This window comes from Helicobacter macacae MIT 99-5501, from assembly GCF_000507845.1.
GTDB lineage: Bacteria > Campylobacterota > Campylobacteria > Campylobacterales > Helicobacteraceae > Helicobacter_B > Helicobacter_B macacae.
In genome coordinates, this window is the sequence record NZ_KI669454.1 from 848,092 (window position 1) to 874,282 (window position 26,191).

At 41.6% G+C, this 26,191-nt stretch carries 15 protein-coding genes and 1 tRNA gene; 8 read left to right on the plus strand and 8 right to left on the minus strand.

The genetic code is table 11. The features are described from left to right. Positions 1-189: 189 nt before the first annotated feature. The 6 genes from gmhA to HMPREF2086_RS03780 all read left to right on the plus strand — a co-directional run bounded on the left by gmhA (position 190) and on the right by HMPREF2086_RS03780 (position 10,451). On the plus strand, positions 190-750 hold the full coding sequence (gene gmhA / locus HMPREF2086_RS03755) for a D-sedoheptulose 7-phosphate isomerase (protein WP_023927439.1): 561 nt from the start codon (positions 190-192) through the stop codon (positions 748-750). Positions 751-821: 71 nt separating this feature from the next. Then, on the plus strand, positions 822-2,771 hold the full coding sequence (locus tag HMPREF2086_RS03760; RefSeq protein ID WP_023927440.1) for a DEAD/DEAH box helicase: 1,950 nt from the start codon (positions 822-824) through the stop codon (positions 2,769-2,771). A gap of 1,172 nt (positions 2,772-3,943) precedes the next feature. Beyond that, complete coding sequence (locus HMPREF2086_RS03765; RefSeq protein ID WP_023927441.1) at positions 3,944-5,560, plus strand: TolC family protein; 1,617 nt, start codon at positions 3,944-3,946, stop codon at positions 5,558-5,560. A 43-nt stretch (positions 5,561-5,603) separates the two neighbouring features. After that, complete coding sequence (locus tag HMPREF2086_RS03770; RefSeq protein ID WP_023927442.1) at positions 5,604-6,407, plus strand: efflux RND transporter periplasmic adaptor subunit; 804 nt, start codon at positions 5,604-5,606, stop codon at positions 6,405-6,407. A gap of 41 nt (positions 6,408-6,448) precedes the next feature. Next, positions 6,449-9,535 (plus strand): efflux RND transporter permease subunit, encoded by a 3,087-nt coding sequence (locus tag HMPREF2086_RS03775; RefSeq protein WP_023927443.1) that lies wholly within the window; start codon positions 6,449-6,451, stop codon positions 9,533-9,535. A gap of 94 nt (positions 9,536-9,629) precedes the next feature. After that, positions 9,630-10,451: a hypothetical protein gene (locus HMPREF2086_RS03780; RefSeq protein ID WP_023927444.1), complete on the plus strand. Its 822-nt coding sequence runs from the start codon at positions 9,630-9,632 to the stop codon at positions 10,449-10,451. A 118-nt stretch (positions 10,452-10,569) separates the two neighbouring features. Here HMPREF2086_RS03780 and HMPREF2086_RS03785 read toward each other — a convergent pair. The 4 genes from HMPREF2086_RS03785 to HMPREF2086_RS03800 all read right to left on the minus strand — a co-directional run bounded on the left by HMPREF2086_RS03785 (position 10,570) and on the right by HMPREF2086_RS03800 (position 17,273). After that, positions 10,570-10,644 (minus strand) — tRNA-Val (locus tag HMPREF2086_RS03785). Between the two features lie 329 nt (positions 10,645-10,973). Then, positions 10,974-12,200, minus strand: coding sequence for a cation diffusion facilitator family transporter (locus HMPREF2086_RS03790; protein ID WP_023927445.1), 1,227 nt, complete (start codon positions 12,198-12,200; stop codon positions 10,974-10,976). A 39-nt stretch (positions 12,201-12,239) separates the two neighbouring features. After that, complete coding sequence (locus tag HMPREF2086_RS03795; RefSeq protein WP_023927446.1) at positions 12,240-13,778, minus strand: 2-hydroxyacyl-CoA dehydratase; 1,539 nt, start codon at positions 13,776-13,778, stop codon at positions 12,240-12,242. Positions 13,779-13,817: 39 nt separating this feature from the next. Next, positions 13,818-17,273: an acyl-CoA dehydratase activase gene (locus HMPREF2086_RS03800; protein ID WP_023927447.1), complete on the minus strand. Its 3,456-nt coding sequence runs from the start codon at positions 17,271-17,273 to the stop codon at positions 13,818-13,820. A 456-nt stretch (positions 17,274-17,729) separates the two neighbouring features. Between HMPREF2086_RS03800 and fliQ the strand changes: the two genes are divergently transcribed. Both fliQ and HMPREF2086_RS12070 read left to right on the plus strand, forming a co-directional pair. Continuing rightward, positions 17,730-17,996, plus strand: coding sequence for a flagellar biosynthesis protein FliQ (gene fliQ / locus HMPREF2086_RS03805; RefSeq protein WP_023927448.1), 267 nt, complete (start codon positions 17,730-17,732; stop codon positions 17,994-17,996). A gap of 69 nt (positions 17,997-18,065) precedes the next feature. After that, complete coding sequence (locus HMPREF2086_RS12070) at positions 18,066-19,256, plus strand: UDP-N-acetylenolpyruvoylglucosamine reductase (protein ID WP_023927449.1); 1,191 nt, start codon at positions 18,066-18,068, stop codon at positions 19,254-19,256. A 109-nt stretch (positions 19,257-19,365) separates the two neighbouring features. Here the strand turns inward: HMPREF2086_RS12070 and HMPREF2086_RS03815 are convergent, their stop codons facing one another. From HMPREF2086_RS03815 to HMPREF2086_RS03830, 4 genes are all read right to left on the minus strand, one after another. After that, on the minus strand, positions 19,366-20,343 hold the full coding sequence (locus tag HMPREF2086_RS03815; RefSeq protein WP_023927450.1) for an ABC transporter ATP-binding protein: 978 nt from the start codon (positions 20,341-20,343) through the stop codon (positions 19,366-19,368). Next, positions 20,340-21,407, minus strand: a complete 1,068-nt coding sequence (locus HMPREF2086_RS03820) for a FecCD family ABC transporter permease (protein WP_023927451.1) — start codon at positions 21,405-21,407, stop codon at positions 20,340-20,342. The genes HMPREF2086_RS03815 and HMPREF2086_RS03820 overlap by 4 nt, the downstream gene beginning before the upstream one ends. Positions 21,408-21,476: 69 nt before the next feature. Continuing rightward, positions 21,477-23,663, minus strand: a complete 2,187-nt coding sequence (locus tag HMPREF2086_RS03825) for a TonB-dependent receptor (protein ID WP_023927452.1) — start codon at positions 23,661-23,663, stop codon at positions 21,477-21,479. Positions 23,664-23,717: 54 nt separating this feature from the next. After that, positions 23,718-26,123 carry a TonB-dependent receptor plug domain-containing protein gene (locus HMPREF2086_RS03830; RefSeq protein ID WP_023927453.1) on the minus strand — a complete coding sequence of 802 codons (2,406 nt, stop codon included), beginning with the start codon at positions 26,121-26,123 and terminating at the stop codon, positions 23,718-23,720. Between the last annotated feature and the right edge of the window lie 68 nt (positions 26,124-26,191).

Sequence of the window (26,191 nt, forward strand, 5' to 3'; positions counted from 1 at the left end):
ACAAAAACCACAGATGACAAAAATTATGGTGTTTTATTTGCTTGTGGCTAGCCCAAGTGTTAAGAGATTTTGCACGCATAGTTTTGGTGTAGTTTTGGCGATTAAATAGTGATTAGTTGTTTAACAATCTTATTTATACTTAAAGGCAAATTTTTTACAAACAAATAAAAAATTACATAAGGAGTAAAAATGCAAGACTTTATCCAAAAAGAGATAGCCGAGTCAATCGCCACGCTAGAGCAAACCAAATCCCTAGAATCTAGCATAATCAAAGTGGCAAATCTCATCACAGACGCACTAAAGCAAGGCAACAAGCTAATCACATTTGGAAATGGTGGGAGTGCTGCTGATGCACAGCATTTCGCCGCAGAGCTTAGCGGACGCTACAAAAAAGAGCGCGAAGCCCTAGCAGGAATCGCTATTAGCACAGATACTTCCGCGCTTACTGCTATTGGCAATGACTATGGGTTTGATGTGGTGTTTTCTCGTCAAGTAGAGGCTATCGCCAAACGCGGAGATGTGCTTTTTGGGATAAGCACAAGTGGAAATTCTGCAAATGTGCTAAATGCCTTTGAGAGTGGCAAAGCTATGGGGTGCAAATGTGTGGGACTAAGCGGAAAAGGCGGAGGGAAAATGAATAATCTAAGCGATATAAATCTTGTAATCCCAAGTGATAACACACCTAGAATCCAAGAAGCACATATTTTAGTGATACACATTCTATGCGGACTTATTGAGCTAGAATACTAAGCAAAATCCGCGCTTTCTAGCTTAAAGAGCCAAACACAAGCCAAGCCAAATACACTAAGCTAATCTAAGATATGCAATCTCTAGCGCAATTTGGCTTTGGCAATCTATATGAGCTAATCCTAACCCCCCCACATAGCTATCAAAACACAATGCCAATACGGAATTTGATAGACGGCACAGAGGGTGCGCTATCTTTGCAAATCACAGATTCTCGCTATCGCCCAAAGGCATATACTTTTTATGGATTTTCAAAAAGCCTAAATGCAATGGTGGAGCTTGTGTATTTTTACCCCAAGCCCTATCACAAAGCACTTTTTACACTCGGGCAAGAAGTCATAGTGCAGGGCAAAATGCGACTAAATAATGGCACACCTAGCTTTATCCAGCCCAAAGTCATAAAATCTCTTGGCGAGATTTTGCCTATCTTTAAAGTAGCAAAGCACAAATCCACCTCCATTCACTCACTTTGTAAGACTTACATTACGCAAAAAAATCTATCCAATCTAGGACTTCCCAGCGACATAGCACAAAGCATTATGGAGATTTTCTATCCAAATGATGAGTTTTATGCCCTCTATACCTCACACAAAGGCTTTAGTGGCAAGCATTTAGAAGCGTTAAAATTTGTAGAGCTTTTTTATTATGCTTTGCGACTTAGTAAGAAAAAAAGCGATTTTCCTGCCAAATATGTATGCAGTGGGGATTATAGTGGGTTTGTCTCATCACTTCCCTTTAGACTTACAAACGCTCAATCTCGTGTCATTGCAGAAATAGCGAGTGATTTTGGTAGTGGTAGGGCGGCGCGTAGGCTTGTTATGGGAGATGTGGGCTGTGGCAAAACTATGGTGATTCTCTCAAGCGTGATGATAGCCTATCCGCAAAAATCCCTACTTATGGCACCTACTACGATTTTGGCAAAGCAGCTATATGAGCAAGCAAAATTGTATCTACCTAGCTTTGTGCGCGTGGGGCTTATCACAGGGGATTCCAAAGAGTTTAAAACAAGCAAAGATTCTACGCAAAAATCAAAAGGCAAAAAAGATAGCAAAGATTTTGACACACTTTTTGAGTATGACTTCATCATCGGCACGCAAGCCTTGCTTTATAGGGATATTGAGGGGGAGGATTTCGCCCTTGTGATGAGCGATGAGCAGCATAGGTTTGGCACGAAGCAGCGATACGCACTAGAAAAGCTAGCAAGTAGCACAAGGCAAAATTCTAGCACGGATTCCAAAGCAAAATCACAAGCTGATTTAGATTTGCGAGCGTGCCAAAAAGAAAATCCAAAAACAAAACAAGCTAGCAAGCCTCATATTTTGCAGTTTTCTGCTACGCCTATCCCGCGCACTATGGCGATGCTAGAATCCAAAATGATAGATGTCAGTATCATTGATGAGCTACCTTTCAAAAAAGACATTTCTACGCGTATCATTACTCGTAGCGATTTCAAAGAGCTACTTGCACATATACAAAGCGAAGTGGCCCAAAACCACCAAGTCGCTATCATCTATCCGCTTGTGGAGCAAAGCGAAGTCATAGACTATCTCTCTCTTAGCGAGGGGGCTAGATTTTGGCAGGAGCGATTTAGCGGGGTGTTTATCACTTCAGGGCAGGACAAAGACAAGCAAGAAGTGCTAGAAGCCTTTGCCAAAGAGGGCAAAATCTTGCTTGCCACCACGCTTATAGAGGTGGGAATCTCACTGCCAAATCTCTCTACCATAGTCATAATCGCGCCCGAGCGACTAGGGCTAGCCACGCTTCATCAGCTACGCGGGCGCGTAAGCCGCAATGGGCTAAAGGGGTATTGCTTTTTATACACCCAAAGCAGCGGCGATAACGCACGGCTAAAAGATTTTGCTACCCAAAGCAGTGGGTTTGAAATCGCTAGGCTTGACTTGGCTTATCGCAAAAGCGGGGATTTGCTAAGCGGGGATAAACAAAGTGGAGAAAATCTACTCTGGGCTGATTTAGCCCAAGATGAGGACATACTAAAACGCGCACTAAAAGAGCTAGAATCGTAAGTTTTTAAGTCTATATTGATTTTACATTTGCATTCATTCATATTGCTGTGTTTTATTTTGTTTGCTTTTTTGTTGCGCTTTCTTTTGTGTTTTTTTATGTTGGCTTTTTGATTTGTGTCGTTTTGGCATACTGACTTTTTGACATTGTCATATTGTCTTGTCGCCTTTTTTTGTCATATTGACATTTTTAATTGTCGTATTGCTTCATTTCTTTGTCTTATTGAGGATAAGCGAAATATCTCAAAGAATCATACAAGATTGCAAAAAACACAGAAAAAGGAATAGATTTGCGAAATCTATTTGGAATCTTTTTTTTTAGACGCTTCGGTTTATGCCAAACCTTAAGTATGACAAACTAATTTGCTTTGCGACTTTAAAGGCCCCCTTTCCTGCGGAGGGGGTTTGGGGGTGGGTATTTCCGTCATCGTGTGTTGATTGTTCGTCATTGTGGGGTAGTGGCTAAAATCCACAAAGAAGCAGTCCGCCACTCCCGTCATTGCTGGAATTTGACTTGTCTGATTCGTGGCAATCCACCCTCAATCGTCATTGCGAGAGAATCCACAAGGATTCTCGTGGTAATCTATTCTTTTTCTCTATCTTTTTTTTAGATTGCCACGCTCGCTTTGCTCGCTCGCAATTACGAAAAAGAACCCACCCCCTTTGTCCCCCTCCGCAGAGGGAGGGGAAAATAGATTGCTTCGGGCTTGGGCGTTTTAAAGTATGAAAAATGTTTGAGTTAATAGGGCAAACACTTGCAAAGCAAAGTCAAAACAAAAAAATAAAATCAAAATAAAGACAAGTATTTATGAAAAAACAAAGTCAAATAAAGTCAAATAAAATGTGAAGCGAATATAAAATAGTTGCATATACAACTATTTTGAAAAAATATTAAATAATTTTATGCTATACTGCGCTTTTGGCAATGATTTGTCAAGACTTTTTAGGCATTTGATTTATGAATAGCAAAATGTCGCAACCCTGCGAGTTGCAAATAAAATACAAATTGCAAATGTTGCAAAAATACGCAAATTGCTTTTTGAAGCGCATTTTGCCAAGCGCATTTTGTAGCCTTTAGATAAAAAGCCTTAGACAAAATTAGATAAAAATCTAAAGCTAAGCAAGACTTGAGAGAAATCTACACCATAAAAGCAACAAAGATTTGGGAGTAAAATATGAGAATTTTATATGTCTTTTTCGTTTGCGGAGTATGTGCTTTGGGTGTCAAAGCAGCACCTAGCACGCTAGATTCTACACAAAGCACCAATACTGCTTCTACCACCTCCATTACTTCTAGCACTTCGCAAGACACTACATTGCAAAGTCCTTTTAGTCAAAGTCCAGCTTTTGATGACCCAGCTAGCAAAAGCCCTATTTCACAAGGACTTGGCGAGCGAGGAAACGGGGGGCAAGGAATCGTGGGAAAAGGATTTGCAGAGCAAGGATTTGAGAGCGCACTAGGCTCGCCTACCAAAGAGGAGCAGTTAGCTAGCGAATACTCCTCTCAAAACCTCCAAGATGAAGTAGAATCTCTCCTAAAAGAATCCAAGCACCAAGTAAATCTAGCCGAGCTTTTAGAAGCTGCAAAGAGTAATGACTCCCTCCAAGCCCAGCTTCTCCAAGTAGAATCTAATCGCCAAATCGCACGCGTAGCCAAAATAGGCTTTATCCCCAAGTTAGATGTGGATTATAGTTTGCAGCATAGTTACTCTGACCTGCGAAGTCTTGATGCAAATGCGATGAAATTTGGGCAGTTTGGTAATTACCGCACACAAAATTTTAACGCTAGATTTTCGCTTGATTTGTTTAGCGGGTTTAGCACGATAAACCTTATCCGTGAGAGAGCTGCGACATATCGCTCATCTGTGGCAAATGCCGAGTATGCAAGGCAAAGCATTTATTTGCAAGTGATTCAGGAGTATTATAGCTATTTCAATAACCTATCCCAGCTCCTCTCCTTAAAGCGCAAATACGAGGAGGTGCGCTCTGATGAAACGCGCGTGAAGCGACTATATGACGCGGGGCTATCTACCATAGATGATTTAGAATCTTTGCGCTCCCAGCTATCCCTCACAGAATATCAAATCGCTGATATGAAGCTAAGCGTGGAGCAAAATCTATTTATGCTCCGCTACCTTACCAAGCTAGAATTTGACGGGCTTGTCCGTCAAGACATATCCACGCCAAGACTTAGTAGCGATGAGCAAAGGCAAGACATAGTCGCACTTAGCGAGCAGACAAAGGCACTAGAATTTCAAAAGCGACAATACCACTTCTATCCCACAGTAACTGTGGCAGATACCTATACTTACAGAATCGAAAAGCCAGATTATGCCACGAGGGTAGACCCGCAGTTTGGCAACTTTATGGCGAGGCAATTCCCCACGCACGCAAATACCGTTACGCTCACTGCGACATTTGCGCTATTTGACAAAATCACCACAGGATTTCAACGCCAAAGCTACCAGCTAAACAAACTATCCAAGCAAAAAGAGCTAGCCTATAAGCAAGCCGAGAAGCAAAAAGATGAAGCCCTCTATCGCAAGCGACTAGAAATCGCCAAAAGCCAAATCCGCTCATCAGAGGCTAGCCTAAAATCTGCTAATATTTCCTTTGAGAATGTGCGTAAGCGATACAATTCCCAGCTTGTAAATTTCACCGACTACTTGCGCTCTCTAAGCACCAAGTATGACGCAGAATCAACATACAATCAAGCCCTAAACAACTACGAGTTACAAAAAGCAAACTATATATTTTATAGCGGACAGCAAATACAAGAGTATGTCAAGTAGAAAAATGTGGCAATGCCAAATCTAAGCGATACGGAGTAGTATGATGAAAAAGTCTGCAAAGTTCTTGATTTTGTTTTTGTTTGGACTAGGTGGCGTAAATTATGCAGAGGATATATATGCTGTGTTTAATGTCAAAGCAATCAAAGACGCAAATCTCGCAATAGATGTAAGTGGCGTGGTAGAAAAAATCTTTGTTGATGTTGATAGTGAAGTAAAAAAAGGAGCGCAGCTCCTCGTGCTTGACAACAAAGACAAAGCCGCTCAACTAGAATCCATAAAGCAGCAATATCTTTTTGCAAAAGCCCAATGGGAGCGATACGCTAAAAGCGCGGACGCAGTGGATAAAAATACCCTAGACCAGCAAAAATCAAACTTCAAAAAACTAGAAGCAGACTATCAATACTACCAATCAATGTATAACAAAAGCATTTTGCGCGCACCATTTGATGGCACTATCGCAGAAAAAAAAATCGAAGTAGGCGATGGCGTGGGCGGGACAAGCACTGCTCTATTTCGCCTTGTGAGTGCGGAGAAAAAGCTCGTTTTGCAGTTTGATTCTAAGCATTTATCAAAAGTCAAAATAGGCGACACCTTTGAATATGCAATCGATGGCATAGGCAGCAAGCAATCCGTCATCATAAACAAAATCTACCCCACTATTGATAAATCCACTCGCAAAGCCACTGCTGAAGCAAGCGCACCAAACACGCTAAAGCCCGGGCTTTTTGGCGATGGGTTTATAAAAGCAAATGCACCACAACGCATACAAAATCCGCAAAACTTGCCAAATCCACAAAATTTACAAGAAAACACAGGACAAGAAAATCAAAAGCCACAAAATAATTAGAGCATTTAAGTAAGCCAAAAACAACAAAAAGGAACAAGCTAATGTATAAATTCGCTATCAATCGCCCCATTAGCACGATAATGTTTAGCTTGGGAATTATGTTTTTTGGATTTTTGGGGCTAAAAAAAATTCCTGTCGCGCTTTGGCCAAATATTGATTTTCCCATAGTGCTTATATCCACAGTATATCCCGGTGCTTCTGCCACTACGATTGAAAGCAAGGTAACTGACAAAGTCGAAGAGCAAGTGCTAGGGATTGATGGCATAAAAAATGTAACCTCCATAAGCGTGAGAAACACAAGCCTTGTCATCGTCCAATTTCAGCTAGAAAAGCCCATAAGCGAAGCGGTAAATGATGTCATAAACAAAGTCTCTTCGGTGTATTTCACAGATGCAGATATACGAAAACCCTCCATTGACAAAATCGATACCAACGGACAAGCAATCATTTCGCTATTTGTAAGCTCTGCTACGCACTCCGCGCCAGAGATTATGAAGCATACAGACACTATCATAAAGCCCCAGCTCCAAAAAATCGCAGGTGTAGGTGGCGTGCAATTAAATGGATATAGAGAGCGACATATCCGCGTATATCCAGACCCTACCTTAATGGCAAAATATGACATAACCTACTCGCAAATCTCTCAAAAACTAGGTGGCGAAAATGTCGAAATAGACGGGGGCAAAATCATAAACGCCACACAGCAATTTTCTATCACTACCGATGGCAACAGCCCAAGTGTCGAAAAAGTCGGCAATATCCGCTTAAATGATAATGTCTTGCTTAGTGATATAGCTGTCATAGAAGATGGGCTAGAGGAGTATAACACCTATGCTGCGTTTAATGGCGAGGGTGGCGTGATAATGGAAGTGCAAAAAATCGCAGGCTCAAATGACATAGCCATAGCCGATGGCGTAAAAAAGGCATTGCCCATCATAGAATCTGTAAGTGAGGGGTATAATATCCGCCCATTTTTGGATACCACAGAATTTATCAAAGAATCTATCCACGATATTGAGTTTGACTTGATTTTGGGTGGGATTTTGGCTGTGCTTGTGGTGTTTGTGTTTTTGCGAAATGTAACTATCACGCTTGTGTCTGCTATCTCGCTACCTATCTCGGTGCTAGGGACATTTGCGCTTGTGCAAGCTATGGGATTTTCGCTAAATATGCTTACGATGATGGCTATCACGCTTTCTATCGGTATCATCATAGATGACGCCATAGTAGTCATCGAAAACATCTACAAAAAGCTAGAGGAGGGCAAGCAAAAAAGAGAAGCTGCCTATGAGGGCGTGCGCGAAATCGCTTTTGCAATCTTTGCTATTTCGGCTATGCTTTTATCGGTGTTTGTGCCTGTGGGAAATATGTCTGGAATCATTGGCAAATTTTTCCAAAGCTTTGGGATTACAGTCGCGCTTGCGATTGGGATTTCTTATGTAGTAGTGATGACGGTGATTCCTATGGTTAGCTCACTCATTGCTAGCCCTAAGCAAAGTGCTTTTTATGCCAACACAGAGCCGTATTTTGTGCGACTTCAAGAAATGTATGCAGGCACGCTAAAATCCGTTCTAAGTCAAAAATTCCTTGTATCTTTAGCTGTGCTTGGTATTTTTATCGCTTCACTTTTTTTGGCAGGAAAGCTAGGAATGGAATTTATGCTAAAAGAGGATAGAAGTCAAGTGTATTTTTGGGTGCAAACCCAGCCCGGAATCAGTATCTATGAGATGAGGGCAAAAACCGAAGCTCTCCAAAAAGAAATCAACAAAGACACTCAAAATGTTGAATACACCACGATACAAGTCGCTTATGGCAAAACCCAAAACACACACAAATCCAAAATCTATGTCAAACTTCACGACAGAGATAAGCGCAATATAGACCAATTTGTATGGATGCGCGAAATGGGCAAAAGGCTATACTCACTCAAAGAATCTAGTGGGCTTACTATCACGCCTGCAGAAGTGCCACTTATGGGTGGAGGGGACAACTCCGCATTGCAAGTAGCGATATACGCGCCCGAGCAGCGATTAGTCGATGAGAGTGCTAGCAAGCTAAAGCAGCTTTTGCTGCACGATGAAAGGCTAAAAGGAAAGCTAGTTGATTACCACGAGAATCAATCTGATTGGCAGCCTGAATATCGCTTGAAAGTATTGAGGGCAAATGCAAATGAATATGGGGTAAGTGCCAAAGACATAGGGAATGCTATAAGTGCGGCTTTTTCAGGCGAAACCCAAGTAGCTTACTACAAAGAAAACGGCAAAGAATACAAAATCACTTTGCGCGTGCCAGATGAGCGCAGAGCAAGCGTAAATGACATAAAGCGCATACAGATTCCAAACAAAAACGGCGATATGATGTTTTTGGAAGGCTTGGTAGAAATAGAGGAGGGAAAAACCCCCACCACTATCAATCGCTACAATCGCCAACGAAGCATAATGCTCTATGCAAATACCGCCACAAAGCCAAATGGCAAAAAATATCCACTAAGCGAAGTGCTAGAGACAATCGAAAAAACAAAAGGCGAGTGGCTATCTCAAGGTGCGACTTATAGTCTAAGTGGCGAAGCAGAAAATCTAGCCGAGACAGGTGCTGCATTTGGCATAGCGGTTGCTACGGCGTTTGTGCTGATTTATTTGATTTTGGCTGCACTTTATGAGTCGATTTTAGAGCCTATCATTATTATGGTAACGATGCCTCTTAGCTTTTCAGGCGCGTTTTTTGCGCTAGGGATTGTGGGGCAGCCACTAAGTATGTTTTCATTGCTTGGGCTTATACTGCTGATAGGAATGGTCGGCAAAAATGCTACACTGCTAATTGATGTAGCAAACGAAAAGCGCGAGGAGGGCTATGGCATAAAAGATGCGATTCTCATAGCAGGGGAGCTACGACTTCGCCCGATACTTATGACGACTATCGCTATGGTATTTGGTATGCTACCTCTTGCGCTTGCCACAGGGGAGGGAAGCTCGATGAAATCTGCCATTGGCATTTGTATGATAGGCGGGCTTATCATTTCTATGCTTTTAAGCCTTTTAATCGTGCCTGTTTTTTATATGATTTTAGCCCCCATAGATGATAAAATCAAGAGATTTTACCGCGTAGCAAAATCACAAAGGCTTGCTTGATTTTGTGCTGTTTGGCGTGGCGAGATTTTGATGTGCTTTTGCGTGATTTTTAAACATTGTATTTTTTAGATTCTAGATAGATTTTGGATAAAAAATGATAGCTAATAAGTTTTTGTGTTTTGCTTTTTGTGTGGGGGTTGTCTGCGGTAGCTTTGCCCAAATGCTACTAGCAAAGCCCACAAGCCAAACAAAATCTACAAAGCCCGCTAAATCTCCCATATCTACCAAACCTACAATATCCAAACCTACACAAAGCCCAAACTCCACCACAAAAAATAGCTCCAAAAATACCCAAAAACCCAAACCAACAAATAAAGATTCCTCACTAAAATTTACACTCACCACCCTAGAAATAGAGAAAAACAAGCTAGGCAAGCCTCGCAAAAATCCTCACTCACTATTCATAGGAGCTGGGCTGGGCTATGGAGTAGAGAAGCAAATACCAAAAGACACGGCTAATGCCAAAGACACAATATCTATGCTAAATATCGGCTTTCGCTCGGGCTATGAGTATATGTCACTAGCCTATATCGGCTTTCGCGTGTATTTGGACTATTTTTTGAGCGTGCGTCCTAGCGGGCTAGAGAGTGAAGCTACCTCTACATTTTTGGCAAATCTAAACGCACAAGGTAGAATCTACTCCTTTAGCGAAAGGTTTGAGTTTGGCTGGCTAGGTGGCTTAAGCGTGGGCTATGGAGTGCAGGATAAGCAAATCTCATCTAGTGATGATTCTAGCGAGCAGATACAACAAGGCAGAGGGGTTTTTCTAGGAAATGTAGGGGTTTTTGGTATCATTGATGAACATCATCGGGTAGAGATTTTAGTCAAACTCCCTATCAAAACCTTTGCAGAAGAAAGCCAAACGTATACTTATGAGGATTATAGTTTTTTGCTTATGTATGACTATCTTTTTTGATTTTTATTGCGAAGCATTGGCAAAAATATTGTGAGTAAAAATATTGCTAAAATTTTCCAAGAAATGAGAAATACAAGAAATGTAAGAAATAAAGAAAAGCAATGCAAGTAAGAAAAAATGGTGGCTCTGATTGGATTTGAACCAACGACCCCTACCATGTCAAGGTAGTGCTCTACCACTGAGCTACAGAACCAAAAACACACTTTTTAAAAATTGCTAAAAGCCACCAAAAACTAGCACAAAGCAAAATTAAAAAATAAACACTTAAATCACAAAAACACTATAAAAATGCACGCCAAAAATTCACGCACACTTGGGATAAAAGCAAGTTTGAATTATAAAGTATTTTTGTTTAATTTTTGCTTTATCACCCTACTTTATGTTGCATTACTTCGTGTCATATCACGCGTTATGTCGCATTTGAAGCACCACGATTGATTATAGCTCGCGGTGGCGTTTTGCAAAACACTAAATGCTAAAAAAACACCAAAATCCACTTGTGCAAAATCACTTGAAAAATCGCTAAAGCCACTGCGGATTTGTAGTCCAGCTTACAGATAGCCAGATTTTGTAGCTTGGGATTGCAAGTGCGTGCTGTATCTCCTCACGGATAGAATCCAAATCCGCCACCTTGCCCTCATAATCCCCCTTTACCAATATATTTATCTCCACCATAAAAAACCTACCAGATTTTGCTGTGTGTGTATCATAGTCGCTAAAGCCGTATTTTTGGCTTATTTCCTCCATTATGTGCGTGATTTTTTCATCAATTTCTTTTGGGGCTACCATTATCAAATCTTTGAAATTCGCTATGGCGATTTTTGCAGGGCTTATGCAAAGTAGCAAGGATAGCACACACAAAAGTGCGGGGTCTACATATCGTGCCAATGTTTTTGCACTAGGGCTAATCGTGCCAGAATCAAGCGCGTTTGCACCACTTGTCCCGCTTAATATCACATAAATCACACCAAACGCCACAATCGCCCCCAAATATAGCACACAATCGATTTTCCACTCGATATTATCCACTTTGATTAAATCTGATTCTAGGGCTTTGCAAGCGCGGTGAGTGTAGACAAAAAGTGCTAGACAAAACAAAAACGCACACACACTATACACACAAGCCCCACCCAAATACACCTCATACCCACCACTTAGAATGCTACTAAGCGCGTTTATAAACGCATACACACACACAAAAACAAGCACTAACGCCTTAAAAAGATTTACCATAGGTTCAAAGCGCACATAGCCGTATTGAAACACATCATCATCTTCTTTGTAAATATAGCGCGAAGTTATCACACTAAGCGCACCAAGCCCCACACTGATAAGCGAGACAAACCCATCAAACGCGATTGAAAGCGAGCGCACCGCCACCCCAAATCCAATCCCAAATATTGCTAAAATTAGCGAGCTAAACATAGAGATTTTTAGCACCATTTGTTCTTTTTGGGCTTCTTTTTTGGGAGAGGAAACACTAGCAGGTTTCGCGCTAGAATCGCTTTTTTTGCCTTTGCGCACAGAAGTGATATAGTTGCGCTTAAGTGAGAGAGTTTTGCTAAAAGGCAAGGAAGTTTTGAGGACAGAATCTTTTGGCTTTTGTGTGCTGTTTTGCGTGATAGAATCCCGCATTTTGGATTCTTTTGCACTAGATTCTATCGCATTAGAATTATTTAAATCCACTATCTTAGAATCTGTGTTTGTAGCACTTATATCATCAATGTTTTGTGGCGTTAGATTTTGCATTTATATCCCCTATTTGCCCTAAATCACTTTTGGCGATTTTTAGCATTTTTGTTTTTGGGAGAGTTCTTTTTTGGCGTTTGAGAGCATAAGTTTTATGCGGTTTTCTTGATTGACTTTTGTCGCGCTTGGGTCGTAGTCTATGGATATTATGTTGCTTTGTGGATTTCGCTCTTTGATGAGCTTTAGCATACCGCGTCCTACTATGTGGTTTGGCAAGCAGCCAAAGGGCTGCGTGCAAATGATATTATTTACGCCTTGCTCTAGTAGCTCTAGCATTTCAGCAGTGAGTAGCCAGCCCTCGCCCATATTCATTCCGTGCGAGACATAGCCATTTGCTAGGGTTTTGGTATGCCAAAACGGCGTAGGTGCGCGAAAAACCCCGTGCTTTTTTATCGCGCTTATCATATCTTTTTGTCGCTTCAAAAAATACCAATACACCGCTTGATAGATAAGCTTTTTGTAGAATTTATCGCCATAGAGTTTATTATCTACAAGTCTATCATTTATACAATAAAGCCCAAAATCTAAAAATCCCGGGATTACCACTTCGCAGTCCTCTTCTAGCAAGAAGTCTTCTAAGTTATTGTTGCCTATGGGGGAAAATTTGATATAGATTTCGCCCACTATACCGACTTTGACTTTTTGCGTGTGAGTGCGACTAATACTAGCAAAATCTTGCAAAATCGCTTTCATATCGCGTTTTAGAGATTTGTAGCTTGTAAGCCCGCTTGTGGTTTTGGCTGTGGCTTTGATAGAGTTTTTTAGCGCGTAATCGCTTGTGTTATGGTTTGTTACGCGCTCTATCCATTTGCTTACTACTTTGTCTGTGTCGCCTTTGTTCAGCTCATAAGGCTTGCACTGATTTGCTAGACACATTAGCAAATCCCCATAAATCATCGCGTTTGTAAAATGCTTTAGCATTTCTCTACTTACGCGAAATCCTTGCCCACTCTCTAGCCCGCTGAAGTTTAGCGAAATCACAGGAATCCTCTCAAATCCCGCTTTTATAAGTGCTTTGCGTAGGAGGTGGATATAGTTGCTAGCTCGACAGCCACCACCTGTTTGGGTGATAAGCAAAGCGACTTTGTCTAAGTCGTATTTGCCACTTTTTAGTGCGTCTATCATTTGCCCGATGACAAGCAGGGCAGGGTAGCAAGTGTCATTATGCACATTGCGCAACCCCTCATCAACCACACCCTTGCCCTCATTGTGCAATAGCTCGGCTTTATATCCGTGCAAGTGCAAAATATTTACTAAGAAGCGAAAGTGAATCGGCAACATCATTGGCACTAAAATCGTATGAGTTTGCTTCATCTCTTTTGTAAATATGGCTTTGATATTATCTCGTCCTTGTGATTTTTGTGGTGGTCTCTTTGGGTTTTTGGGATTAGTAGCACTATTTGATAGCCTCCACTCTTTTATAGCGGGCAATCTTGGTGGGAGATTTTGACTAAAATCTTGGAATGCTTTTAGAGCGTTTTTGGGGTTTGGCATAGAGCCTAGAGTATCAAAAGAATCCAAAATGTTTTGGTGTAAAAAAGGGCTTTGCCCTTGATATAGATTTGTGGCTTGTTTCATTGATTTTCCTTATTTAGCAGATTTTAGATTTAGCAGATTTTAGGCATTTTCTTTTGTGGCTTGTGTGGCTAGATTTTGACGAGTAGCTAGCACAGAGGGGAAAGCCATATTTGCGCGTTTGCGAAAGATGATTGATTGCTCGCTATTTGTGCTATTAGCATTATCGATTTTAGTAGCAAAGACTGCGCTATTAAATTGTGTCTTTAGCACACTAGAATCCATAAGGCTAGATTTTGCTTCTAGTTGTTTGCTATCTTGCTTGTGGTTTTGGCTAGCTAGCTCCATAGCTGCTATTAGCGAGCGGATACGAATCTTTACTGCACCTAGATTGCTTATTTCATCGATTTTTAGCTGGGTGTAAAATCTGCCTTTTGATTCTAGGATTTCGCGCACTTCATCAGTAGTGATAGAGTCTATCCCACAGCCAAAGCTCACAAGCTGCACTAGCTCAATATTCTCATTTTCGCAAACAAACTGCGCGGCATTATAAAGCCGTGAGTGATAACTCCATTGGTTTAAAATCTGCAAATCTTTTGCGTGTGCAAGATGAGCTATGGTATCCTCGCTTAGCACGACTAGCCCAAGCGAATTTATGAGTTTATCTATGCCGTGATTTATCTCTGGGTCTATATGGTATGGGCGTCCGCAAAGCACGATAGCCTTTAGATTTTGCTCCTTTATGATTTGCAAAATCTCTTCACCCCTAGTGCGAATATCAGCTAGCCACTCCTCACGGAAGCGATACGCGCTATCAAGCGCGGCTTTTAGCTCTTTTTGGCTAAAATCTTTTAGTCCTAGCATTTTGCTTGTTGTTTTTATGGTGGATTTTAGTGTGTTTTTTAGCGCGGATTTTAGTCCCTTTTTGTCGCTTTTGGATTTTGCAAAATCCCTAAACATTTCGCCAAAAAATCGGCTAGATTTTCGGTAGAAATTGTCCTTTTTGTGCAAGCCAAAGTAGGGATAATAAAATCGCACTTCTTTTAGTTTGTCGACATTGTTTGCAAGTAGCTCTGGATAGTAGGCGACAACGGGGCAATTATAGCTTTTGGTGCTAGAGTCTTGGTGGTTTTGGCTATTTTGAAATCCCTTGCTCATACAGGGATAAAATATCGCTTCCACCCCTTGCTCTAGCAAATCCTCAATATGCCCGTGCATAAGTTTGGCAGGGTAGCACACCGTATCGCTAGGGATAGAATACTGCCCTTTTTGGTATGTGTCTTTTGAGCTAAATTTTGATACTACCACTTCAAAGCCTAGCTCGCTAAAAAGTTTGTGCCAAAAGGGTAGATTCTCATACATATTTAGCCCTAGTGGGATACCGATTTTGCCTTTGTATTTTGGATTTTGGCTTGGATTTTCATATAGCTTGTAGTTAGTCAAATCTTTTAGTCTATTTAGTTTGTATTCATACATATTTGGGAGGGTGCTTTGTTTTTTTATGCCTAGTGGTTTATCGCAGCGATTGCCCGAGATAAATTTCCGCGCTCCTTTTGAATCGTTAAATTTATTTATCGTTAGGTGGCAGTTGTTTCCACAGATTTTGCAGTTTGTCGCACTTGCACTATGTGAGAAATGCTCCAAATCGTGCTCATCTAAAATGCTAGATTTGTCTAGTCCCAAACTTTTGGCATAAAGAGCCGCACCAAATGCACCCATAAGTCCGCTTATCTCTGGGCGAATGACATTTCTAGCGATTTCTATCTCAAAGCTCCTTAGCACAGCATCATTTAGAAATGTTCCTCCCTGCACGACTATTTGCTGTCCCAAATCATCAGCATCACGCGCGCGAATCACTTTGTAAATCGCATTTTTTACCACGCTCATAGATAGCCCCGCACTTATATCCTCTATGCTTGCACCCTCTTTTTGCGCTTCTTTGACAGAGCTATTCATAAACACCGTGCAGCGCGAGCCAAGCTCTACGGGGTGCTTTGACTTTAGCCCTAGAGTTGCAAACTCACTCACACTATGCCCCATAGAGCGAGCAAAAGTCTCTATAAAGCTCCCACACCCACTTGAGCAAGCCTCATTTAGCATTATGCTATCTATCGTGCCATTGCGGATATAAAAGCACTTCATATCTTGCCCACCGATGTCAATGATAAAATCCACCTTTGGGTTAAAAAACTGCGCGGCTTTTAGGTGTGCCATTGTCTCTACTATGCCTGCATCTAGCCCAAAGCCAGATTTGATAAGCTCTTCGCCATAGCCTGTAACAGCACTTCCTTTGATAAAAATCTGTGCACCATAATGCTTGTATATATGCTTTAGTTGGGAGTGAATCACGCTTGCAGGATTGCCCTCATTGGAGTTGTAGTATTGATAAAGTATGTTGTTTGCAGAATCTAGCAGTATGATTTTGGTAGTGGTGCTACCACAATCCACTCCAAGATAGGCTTCTATGGGCTTTCCTCCATTTGCTTCAAAGGCTTCATCAATGTCTATGATTTTTAGGCTAGCTTTTTTGTGCCTAGCATTAAAATCATCTAGCTCTTTTTGGCTAGCAAAAAGTGGTTTTAGATATTTGTTGCGAGAAGCGGTGTTTTTGGATTGCTCCAATCTCTCTAGCAGGCTATCACAGCTAAATGTTTTGCTTGATTCACTAGCACACCTTGCCACACCGATAGCCACCGCATAAGGAGCGAAATCAGGGAAAACCGCGCAAAAAGGCTTAATAGATTTTGCGGGATTTTGAGTATTTTGGGTGTGGCTAGGATTTTTGTTCTTTGCCCTCTCATAGCTTTCACTTTTTTCATAGTCCTCTTGCAAAGTCTTAGCAAATCTCTCTTGCAAACCTTTGTAAAAAAACAGCGGTCCACCCAAAAACAGCACTTTGCCCGTGATTTTGCGCCCTTGTGCTAGTCCGCTTATGGTTTGATTTACCACAGCTTGAAATATGCTAGCAGCAATGTTAGATTTATCTACGCCTTGATTTAGCAAGGGCTGGACATCGGTTTTGGCAAACACTCCACAGCGACTTGCCACAGGATAGATTTTGCTATGATTTAGAGAAATCTCATCAAATTCTTGCGCACTAATTGCTAGCAGGGTTACCATTTGGTCGATAAACGCTCCTGTGCCACCTGCACAAGAGCCATTCATTCTCTCCTCACTTCCTCCGCTCAAAAATAAGATTTTGGCATCTTCCCCACCTAGCTCGATAACCGCATCTGTATCTGGCTCCAAAAACTTCACTGCTTCTGCGGTGGCAAACACTTCTTGGACAAAATCTATGCCAACTGCTTTTGCTATGCCAAATCCTGCCGAACCACTTAGGGCTACTTTTAGTTCGCGCGTGCCGACTATATCGCGCAAATCAGTGATGATTTCTATGGCTTTTTCTCTCACTTTTGAGTAGTGTCGCTCATATCGCTTATAGATGATTTTCTCCCCGTCCAAAAGCGCGATTTTTGCCGTAGTAGAGCCGACATCTATGCCAAGAAGTAAAGGTTGAAGTAATGTGGAATTTGCAGTTTGCGTGATTATTTGCGACATTTTGTTTTGCCCTTTTTTAGATTTTGCGCTTTATTTATTAGATTTTGTAAGCCGTATTTAGACATTGGAGATTTTGGTGTTTTTTGATTGTTTCTAGTCCATATTTTGAGATTTTTTTAGAATTAAAGCCCAACTTTTGATAGTTAGAATCGACAAAGCAATGGCGAAATTGTAGCAAAATAAAGGCAAAAATCGTGCCTTAAGTCTTGTAATTTTCACTTTATAAAAAACAAATTTTATTTAGTCAAAATTGCTCGTTTGTTTTGCGACAAATAAAAGAGTGAATTTGCGCTAAACATAAAGCTGTTTTTATGAAGTATATTTACCAAAATTGGGCTCAATCATTAAGAGGGCGTAGAGATTTTGGCAAGATTTTGCTATAATTGATTTTTGTTTTATCCACAATAATAGTCCATTAAAGCACGCAAAATCAAAATCTCACAAAAGGACACAAATATGGAAGAGCAGCTTGTCGCCCTTGCGATTGAAACCTACAAAATCACACTTCTTATCTCACTTCCCATTCTTGCCACAGGGCTTATCATCGGGCTTTTAATCAGCATTTTCCAAGCCACCACTCAAATCAATGAAATGACACTCTCTTTTGTGCCAAAGATTTTGGGCGTAATCGCTGTGATTGTGCTTACGATGCCGTGGATGCTAAATATGCTAAGCGATTACACGACAAATATCATCAAACTTATCCCTAAATTTATAGGCTAGATTTTGCTATAAAAGCAACATTTTCAAACGCAAAATCTTAAGCAAAATTAAACAAGATAAAATCCTAAAATGTTTCTAAAAATCATAAATTTTGCCACTTACACAAGCCTAAAAATCGGCACTCCACTGCCTGTGTGGGTGCTAGAGAGAAGCGATGAAGTCGCCTTTGGGGCATTGGGCTCGCACAAGGTGTGGGATAGATTAGACAAACTAGAAAAAGATTTTTTAGAAAAATTGACACAAGCAAAATCTAACACTAAAGCTGATTTATCGCATACTAATTTAGACTTATCCTCTTTAGCAAGTGATTTTATAAGTTTAAATAGTGATTTGGGGAATGATTTGGCAAGCGAAGAGTTAAGCTCAAATGAGATTTTGGAAAATGAGATTTTGGAGGGCAAAATCTCAAGTAGTGAGATTTTTAAGACAAAGCAAAGCACTTGTGGCAAACAACAGCAATCCCTAAAATCCCTATACACCTGCATAGGCAATGGCTATAATCTCCTTGTATCGCCAAATGCTAAGCACTTGGTTATGCTCTCTTCCGAGTTTGATTATATTTTGACAAAAGATACTTTGCAAAATCCAAAAGATTCTAGCGAGGTTATTGAGGTGGGTGGCAAAACTAGCTCTTCAAGCCTTTTTAGATTTTGTAAGCAGCATAATTTAGGTGGGCTAGAGTTTTTGCGCTCATTGCCGGGGAGTGTGGGCGGATTAGTCAAAATGAATGCTGGAATGAAGCAATATGAGATAAAAGATACGCTACTAGAAGTCTGCATAGATGGTATCTGGCGCAGTGATTTTGCCCTAAGCTATCGCTCTAGCGATATAGCAGGCATAATAAGCGCGGCTAGATTTCGCCTAAAAAAAGGCTTTGATTCTAGCTTGCTAGCGCAGTTTCAAGCGATGAGAAGCACCCACCCCAAAGAGCCAAGCTGTGGGAGCTGCTTTAGAAATCCTAGCGGGGATTATGCAGGTAGGCTAATAGAAGCTGTGGGGCTAAAAGGTGCTAAGCAAAATGGAGTAGGGTTTAGCTCACACCACGCAAATTTTTTGGTAAATTTTGGCACAAAATCCACTCAAGCAAGTCCTACTCAAGTAGATTCCACTCAAACAAATTCCACCAAAACAAACTTCACTAAGATAGATTCTTGCCAAGCGGAGTTTGCAGACGCGCTAGCGATGATAGAGCTAGCAAAAAAGCGCGTAAAAGAGCGATTTGGCATAGAGCTAGTCCCTGAAGTGCAAATCGTGCACTAAAAGTGCGCGTAAAATCACCTAACACGATAAAGCCTAAAGCGACTAAAATGCGCAAAAACACAATTCTTAAAAGCAATGTCTGCATTGCTGCAATTTGCTATGACTTGGGCTATATCCGCACGATAAATTCTTGGCAATCAAAATTTGCGCCCATAGAGTGTAGCTCCAAAGGCACGCCATATAGGCTACTTAAATGCGCTTCATCTAGCAATTCCCTCCCACCAAAAATGCCATTAGAAAATCCCTCGCCTAACGCGCAGGCAGTTATAAAATCGTGATTTTGTATTTTTGCAGAATCTTTTGAAAAATCCACTTTAAAATCCACTTTCGCGCAAGATTTTGTAGAATCTATTTTTGAGATTAGCAAAACTTTGTTGGACAAAAACAGCGCGTGGGCAGGGAAATGTGTATTTATGATGATAGCACAGCCCTGCTTGCTTAAATCTTTTAGCATATCAAGGATTGTTTTTTGGTTTGCAAAGTCAAGATTTGATTCTGGCTCATCTAGGACTAAAATCTTTGGTCGTTTGACTAAAGCGCGAGCAAAAAGCACCATTTGAAGTTCGCCTCCACTTAGAGAAGCGCAGTTTTTTGTTTTTAGATGAGCGATTTTTAGCTCATCTAGCACTTGGCTTGCTTTTTCAAAGTCGCTTTTTTTGGGCATCAGCGTGATATGTGAGTTTAGCCCTAGCGTTACCATTTCTAGTGCGCTTATGGCTAGAGGGATACCTTTGTTTTGAGCGACATAGGCTATGTTATCCCACATTTTTGCCTGCCTTGCACCTTGAGAGTGGCTTATATTCACTCCATTTAGTCGCACTTCTCCGCTTGTGGCTTTTATAAATCCCAAAAGGCATTTTAGTAGTGTCGTTTTCCCCGCTCCATTGCGTCCTAGCACACTTAGGATTTCGCCTGCTTGGAGGGAAAAATTTATATTTGAGAGGATTTTGCTAGTGCGTGAGAAGTTTAGATTTTTTACTTCAAGCAGTGGTGGATTTGGTGCAAGATTTGGCACAAGTGTAGTTGTGGCGTGATTTATGGTGCGAGTCGTGTCGCAGTGGATTTTATCGTGCTTTGGCATAGTCATAGCCTTACTCCTCCTTTGTTTTTGTGCAATATATAAATAAAAAACGGCGCACCCACAATCGCACTCAAAATCGATATAGGAATCTCACTAGCACTAAGAGAGCGTGAGATAATATCTATGAGGGTTAAAAATCCAGCACCCAAAATCGCGCTTAAGCCCAAAACTCTAGAGTTTTCACTTCCCACAAGTAGCCTAGCGATATGTGGGATAAGTAGCCCTATCCAGCCTATCACGCCACACAGACACACACTCACGCTTACGATAATCGTGCAAGATAAAATCACGCCTGCCCTCAAAGCATTTAGATTTACCCCTAGACTTTTTGCTTCTTCTTCACTTAGGGCGAGTAGATTTAGCTTCCAGCGCAGGGCAAAAAGCACCACACAGCCCAAAGCCACCACGATAAGTCCAGCCCCTAGCTGTGCGCTCCACACGCGTGAGAGAGAGCCCAAAAGCCAATAAGTGATACTAGGAAGTGTGTCTTGCGGGTCGGCTAGGTATTTCACAAGACTTACTAGGCTAGAAAAAAGTGCAGATATGATAATCCCGCTTAGCACCATACTCACGCTACTTAAGCTGACAAAGCGCGAATAGCTTACCGCTACTACAAGCACGAGAGACACTATCCCAAAGCAAAATCCAAATGCGCACACCCCTACCATATTAAGCCCAAGCATAAGTGCTAGCACCGCGCCAAAGCTACTTGCATTTGTTACGCCCAAAATATCAGGTGTGGCTAGAGGATTTCTAAAAAGACTTTGAAATGCACAACCACACATACTTAGCCCAGCACCTACGATAAGTGCTAACAGCACGCGAGGAGCGCGAAAATCTAGCAAGATAACTCGTTGCAAATACTCTTGCTGTGATTGTGTGCTATGAGTGCTGCTAAGCGTGTCAAAAAGCATAGAGACAACCTCGCTAAAAGCGATAGGATAGCGACCGCTTGATAATGCCAAAAGTGCTATGCACACCATAGCAATGATAGCTAGAGTATAAGCAAGTGCGGTTTTTGTAGATTTTGGGTGTGTTGTGTGATTGCTTTGCTTAGATTTTGCTTTCATTGTGGATTTTCCTTTAGTCGTTTTCATTTATTGCTACATAAATCACATACATAAATCACAAATAATGAGCTAGTATTTCCACACATATTTTAGTGTGAAGTTTCGTGCAGGTTCTACTAGAGGGTTTGTGATAGAGTATGAGGCTTTTATCTCCTCAAACACTACGGGATTTCGCCCTATGGTGTTAAAGAGATTTGACACACCAAAGATTAGCTCCATATCTTTCATATTATGTTTAAACGCACCTAGCTTTAGCCCTGCGTAAATATCACTCATCATATAGCCCTTACTCCTGCGCTCTTGCGTGTTGTCTATGCGCCATTTATCCGCATAAAATCTCTGCACTATCCCAAAATACACTCTATCAAAGTTAAACTTCACGGTTAGATTTCCATAAAGTGGCGCGATATAGGCTATTGGCTTATGATTGCTTATATCCATTCCGTAGTTATATGCAAGCACATAGCCTAGCTCTATCATAGAGTCCAAAAAGCTATGCCTGCCCTCTAGCTCCGCTCCAGCGATATATGCCTTGCCTATGTTTTGATATTTTCTAGCATTTGTTTGCAAAATACTATCAAAGTAAGTCGCACCAAGTGCGATTTTGTCGTGATAGTAGGTAAAAAACCCTACAAGTGAAGCATAGTGATTATCCGTATGCACGCGAAATCCTAGTTCTGCGGTTTGGGAGTATTCAGGATGCAAAGTCGGGTTTATCATTGTTGGGGGATTGCCAGCAGAGACGGAGTAGCGATAGCTATATGAGTCTTTGAAGTTGTGGCTTAGATTGATGACATTGCTAATGTAGTCTGTGATAAACCACACACTTCCTAGAGAGCCTGTGATAGCTCCGCTGTGTAGTATGTCATTATCATCAAGTTGTTTTGTTAGCGCGGCTTGAGTGGAATTAGTTGGATTAGAATTTTCGCTAGACATTCTCTCTTTGCCAACGGTGGATAAAAAATAATCCCCTCTAATCGCACCTGATAAAATCCACCTATCAAATACTTTCCAATCATCTTTTACAAATAGCGCAAAATCTGTGTTTGTGCTAGGGCGAGCAGCGATATTTACACTACCTGTGGCGTTTGTGCCATTTCCATTGTGAAAAATCTGCCTTGTGCCTCTAGGATTTATCGCGCTTACTATTTCCACGCCATATCCCAAAGAGTGCTTGCCAGCGGTGCTATCAAAGATGATTTTAAATCCTGCTATGTTGTTATTATAAACTTGTTGTTGGATATTTGTTTTGCTTGCGCCATAAGTGGAGTTTGAGCGGTAGTTCCAAATGTCTGTGTCCCAATGCCGAATATATGCGTATATATCCATAGAGTTGGCAAAAGATAGATTTTTTTTAAGCGCACCTAGTCGTAGGTAGTATTCTCTAAGCGGAATCTCACTTACATAGATTCCATAAGAACTGCCCGGTGCCGCGCTCACTCCAGCTCCACCACCTGCGCGGTGAGATTCTATGCTTGAGTAGCGTCCTTGCGCGTAGTAGCGAGTGTTGCTTTTTGTCGTGTAGCCGACATTAAAGTCCAAATTAAACGCATTGTAGTTGGAGTTTTTTGCTTTTAGGTATTTGCCACCCTCTTGGATTGGCGTTAGATAATCCCCACCGATTCTACCACTTACACCTACTAGCAAATCCCAGCCACCTCCACCACCCAAAATCTCTGCCCTTCCAGCTACGCCGTTATTTACGCTTTGGTATTCTAGTGAGCGTAGTCTCGCTGTGGCTTTGAAGTCTTTGCCACCAAGATTGTAGTTGCTTTTTCTAGAGCGAAAATTGATTAGCCCATTTATGCCGTAGTTGCCATATAGTGAGCCAGCCGAACCACGAATGACTTCAATAGAATCAAACTGATTTACATCAAGCACATTAAAATCTAGCGTGCTTCGTCCCGTGAAAGGCACGCCATCTATCATTATGAGTGTGTAGCCGTTATTAGAGTTTTGCCCGCGCACGCTTATTTGTCCATTTACTCCACCGCTTCGTGAGTAAAGCACGCTAGGCACGCTCTCTAGCGCGGTTTGTGCGCCACCTAGTGAGATTTTCTCTAGCAAGGTGTCTTTTGAGACAATAGATATTTGCCTACTTTGTAGCTCTAATGGCAAGCTGCTTAATCCTATTTGAGCTCCTTTGTTTGCGCTTACAGTTACGCGCTCTAGCTCGTGGGTTTCTACATTTTGGGATTCTAGCGCGTATATTTGGGATAGTAGCGTTGCAGAAATTGCTAGTGTTTTTGCTTTCATTAGTTTTCCTTAAGTTTTTTTTGCTTAGTTATTGCCACAGTTGCAAGCGATGAGCTAGTATTTCCACACATATTTTAGTGTGAAGTTTCGTGCAGGTTCTACTAGAGGGTTTGTTACGCTAAGTGGATAGAGTGCGTTTACAGCTCCTACCGTTACGGGATTTCGCCCTATGGTGTTAAAGAGATTTGACACACCAAAGATTAGCTCCATATCTTTCATATAGGATTTGAAAGCCCCTAGCTTTAGCCCTGCGTAAATATCTGTCATTGCATAAGATTTTGTCTTGTATTCTGTCGCGCCAGCCACGCGATTTTTGCCACCATAAAACCTCTCAGCTAGCACGAAATACACTTTCTCAAAGTCAAACTTCACACTTAGATTTCCATAAAGTGGGGCTAGATAAGCGATAAGCTTTTTTTGTGTCAAGTCCTCTCCGTAGTTGTAGCTTAATGTGTAAGTTAGCAATACTTTAGAGCTAGCAAAGCTATGCCTACCCTCTAGCTCCGCCCCAGCGATAAACGCTCGCCCGATATTTTCATAGCGATTGCGCCCGTCTTGAAACAAGATTCCCAAAACCATATCTTGATAGTTTGTATAAAATCCTATGATTGAAGCGAAGTGATTTTCGCTAGTAAATCGAAATCCAAATTCTGCGGTTTGTGAGTATTCGGGCTTTATTTTTGGATTGGCAATCGTAGGCGTGGTAGAAGCTGATGGCGTAGAGCTAAGCCTCGAAGATGCCCCCGGGTCTTGGAAATTGTGAGAGATATTGATGACATTGCTAATGTAGTCTGTGATAAACCACACACTTCCTATCGAGCCTGTGAGCGCACCTGTGTGAATGAGCGGATTTGCATCTAGCACTTGTGCACTTTCTTTCGCGCCATTTGTGCTGACAGTAACTTGTTTGTTTTCTATATCACTGCGCTTTTTAGAAATAGTCGTTAGCACATAATCCCCCCTAATCGCACCTGATAAAATCCAATTATCAAATACTTTCCAATCATCTTTGACAAATAGTGCGAAATCCGTGTTTGTATTTGGGCGGATAGTAGTGCAGCTAGAGGCTTTGCATTCACCTTGTGAGCTTGTCAAAAAGTTTTGTCTATAAGGAGTTAGATTTATGCTACTTAAAATCTCTGCGCCATAGCTAAAGTAGTTGTTTTTGTATCGTGTGTCAAATGAGATTCTACCTCCTAGATATTGATTGGCATATACTTCTTGGTGGATAAAGAGATCTGTTGCTGTGTTGCCATTGCTACCGTTCATTAGCGTGCGTCTATCATTCCAAAGGTCTGTATCCCAATAGCGATAATACACATAAGCATCCATAGAATCCGCGTATTTTAGATGTTTGGTGCTTACCCCAAGCCTTAGGTAATACTCCGACATAGGATTTTCTCTAAAATACACTCCATAGTCCGCACCCGGTGCTGCTGCTAGCCCTCCTGCGCGTGAAGTCTCTATGTGTGAGTAGCGTCCTTGCGCGTAGTAGCGAGTGTTGCTTTTTGTCGTGTAGCCGAGATTAAAATCCGCATTGTAAGTGGTGTAGTAAGAATTTTTTGCCTTCAAAAACTTGCCATCTTTTTGGATAGGAGTTAGATAATCCCCGCCATTTCTAGCACTTACCCCCACTAGCAAGTCCCATCCACCTCCACCACCCAAAATCTCCGCCCTCCCAGCTACGCCGTTATTTACACTTTGGTATTCTAGCAAGCGAAGTCTAGCTGTGGCTTTGAAAGATTCTCCACCAAGATTGTAGTTGCTTCTTCTGGAGCGGAAGTTTATCACGCCATTCATCGCATCACTTCCCCATAGTGCGCTAGCCGCACCGCGAATCACTTCGATAGACTCAAATTGACTTGCATCAAGCACATTAAATTCTAGTAGGCTTCGCCCTGCAAATCGCACGCCATCTATCATCACCACAGACCGTTGCGAAGTGGAGTTTTGCCCGCGCATTGTGATTTGTCCATTTACTCCACCGCTTCGTGAGTAAAGCACGCTAGGCACACTCTCTAGCGCAGCTTGTGCGCCACCTAGTGAGATTTTCTCTAGCAGGGAGTCCTTTGAGACGATAGAAATCTGCTTGCTTTGTAGTTCTATTGGCAGCTCGCTTTGGCTTACTTGGGCGGTTACAGATACTTTTTCTAGTTGCTTTGTTTCAGATATTTCGCCTTGATAGCTTGGAGTGGTATCAGCTATGTGCTCTAGATTTTGGCTAGAATCGCTAGATTTGCCAAATTCACTAGGGTTGCTAGATTCGCTAGAATCTAGTTTTGTTACGCTTGGTGTTGCGCTTGGCTCGCTTGTGGTGATTGTAGTGGTGGTGCTTTGGCTTGTATCTGCCTCATTTGACAAAGCAGGTTCTGCATTTGCTAGATTCACACTTATGATACTTGCACTTATGGCACTCGCACTTATGACGCTTGAAATCGTTGAAAGGGATAAAGGCTTCATTTTTAGCTCCTAAAGAATTTTGATGATTTTGGTAGCAAGGATAGTGAAAATTGTTACCAATCAGCGCA

What these genes read in the sequence shown, in the direction of transcription:
- gmhA (WP_023927439.1), top strand. Translation starts at nt 190, where the DNA reads ATGCAAGACTTTATCCAAAAAGAGATAGCCGAGTCAATCGCCACGCTA.
- HMPREF2086_RS03760 (WP_023927440.1), top strand. Translation starts at nt 822, where the DNA reads ATGCAATCTCTAGCGCAATTTGGCTTTGGCAATCTATATGAGCTAATC.
- HMPREF2086_RS03765 (WP_023927441.1), top strand. Translation starts at nt 3,944, where the DNA reads ATGAGAATTTTATATGTCTTTTTCGTTTGCGGAGTATGTGCTTTGGGT.
- HMPREF2086_RS03770 (WP_023927442.1), top strand. Translation starts at nt 5,604, where the DNA reads ATGAAAAAGTCTGCAAAGTTCTTGATTTTGTTTTTGTTTGGACTAGGT.
- HMPREF2086_RS03775 (WP_023927443.1), top strand. Translation starts at nt 6,449, where the DNA reads ATGTATAAATTCGCTATCAATCGCCCCATTAGCACGATAATGTTTAGC.
- HMPREF2086_RS03780 (WP_023927444.1), top strand. Translation starts at nt 9,630, where the DNA reads ATGATAGCTAATAAGTTTTTGTGTTTTGCTTTTTGTGTGGGGGTTGTC.
- HMPREF2086_RS03790 (WP_023927445.1), bottom strand. Translation starts at nt 12,200, where the DNA reads ATGCAAAATCTAACGCCACAAAACATTGATGATATAAGTGCTACAAAC.
- HMPREF2086_RS03795 (WP_023927446.1), bottom strand. Translation starts at nt 13,778, where the DNA reads ATGAAACAAGCCACAAATCTATATCAAGGGCAAAGCCCTTTTTTACAC.
- HMPREF2086_RS03800 (WP_023927447.1), bottom strand. Translation starts at nt 17,273, where the DNA reads ATGTCGCAAATAATCACGCAAACTGCAAATTCCACATTACTTCAACCT.
- fliQ (WP_023927448.1), top strand. Translation starts at nt 17,730, where the DNA reads ATGGAAGAGCAGCTTGTCGCCCTTGCGATTGAAACCTACAAAATCACA.
- HMPREF2086_RS12070 (WP_023927449.1), top strand. Translation starts at nt 18,066, where the DNA reads ATGTTTCTAAAAATCATAAATTTTGCCACTTACACAAGCCTAAAAATC.
- HMPREF2086_RS03815 (WP_023927450.1), bottom strand. Translation starts at nt 20,343, where the DNA reads ATGACTATGCCAAAGCACGATAAAATCCACTGCGACACGACTCGCACC.
- HMPREF2086_RS03820 (WP_023927451.1), bottom strand. Translation starts at nt 21,407, where the DNA reads ATGAAAGCAAAATCTAAGCAAAGCAATCACACAACACACCCAAAATCT.
- HMPREF2086_RS03825 (WP_023927452.1), bottom strand. Translation starts at nt 23,663, where the DNA reads ATGAAAGCAAAAACACTAGCAATTTCTGCAACGCTACTATCCCAAATA.
- HMPREF2086_RS03830 (WP_023927453.1), bottom strand. Translation starts at nt 26,123, where the DNA reads ATGAAGCCTTTATCCCTTTCAACGATTTCAAGCGTCATAAGTGCGAGT.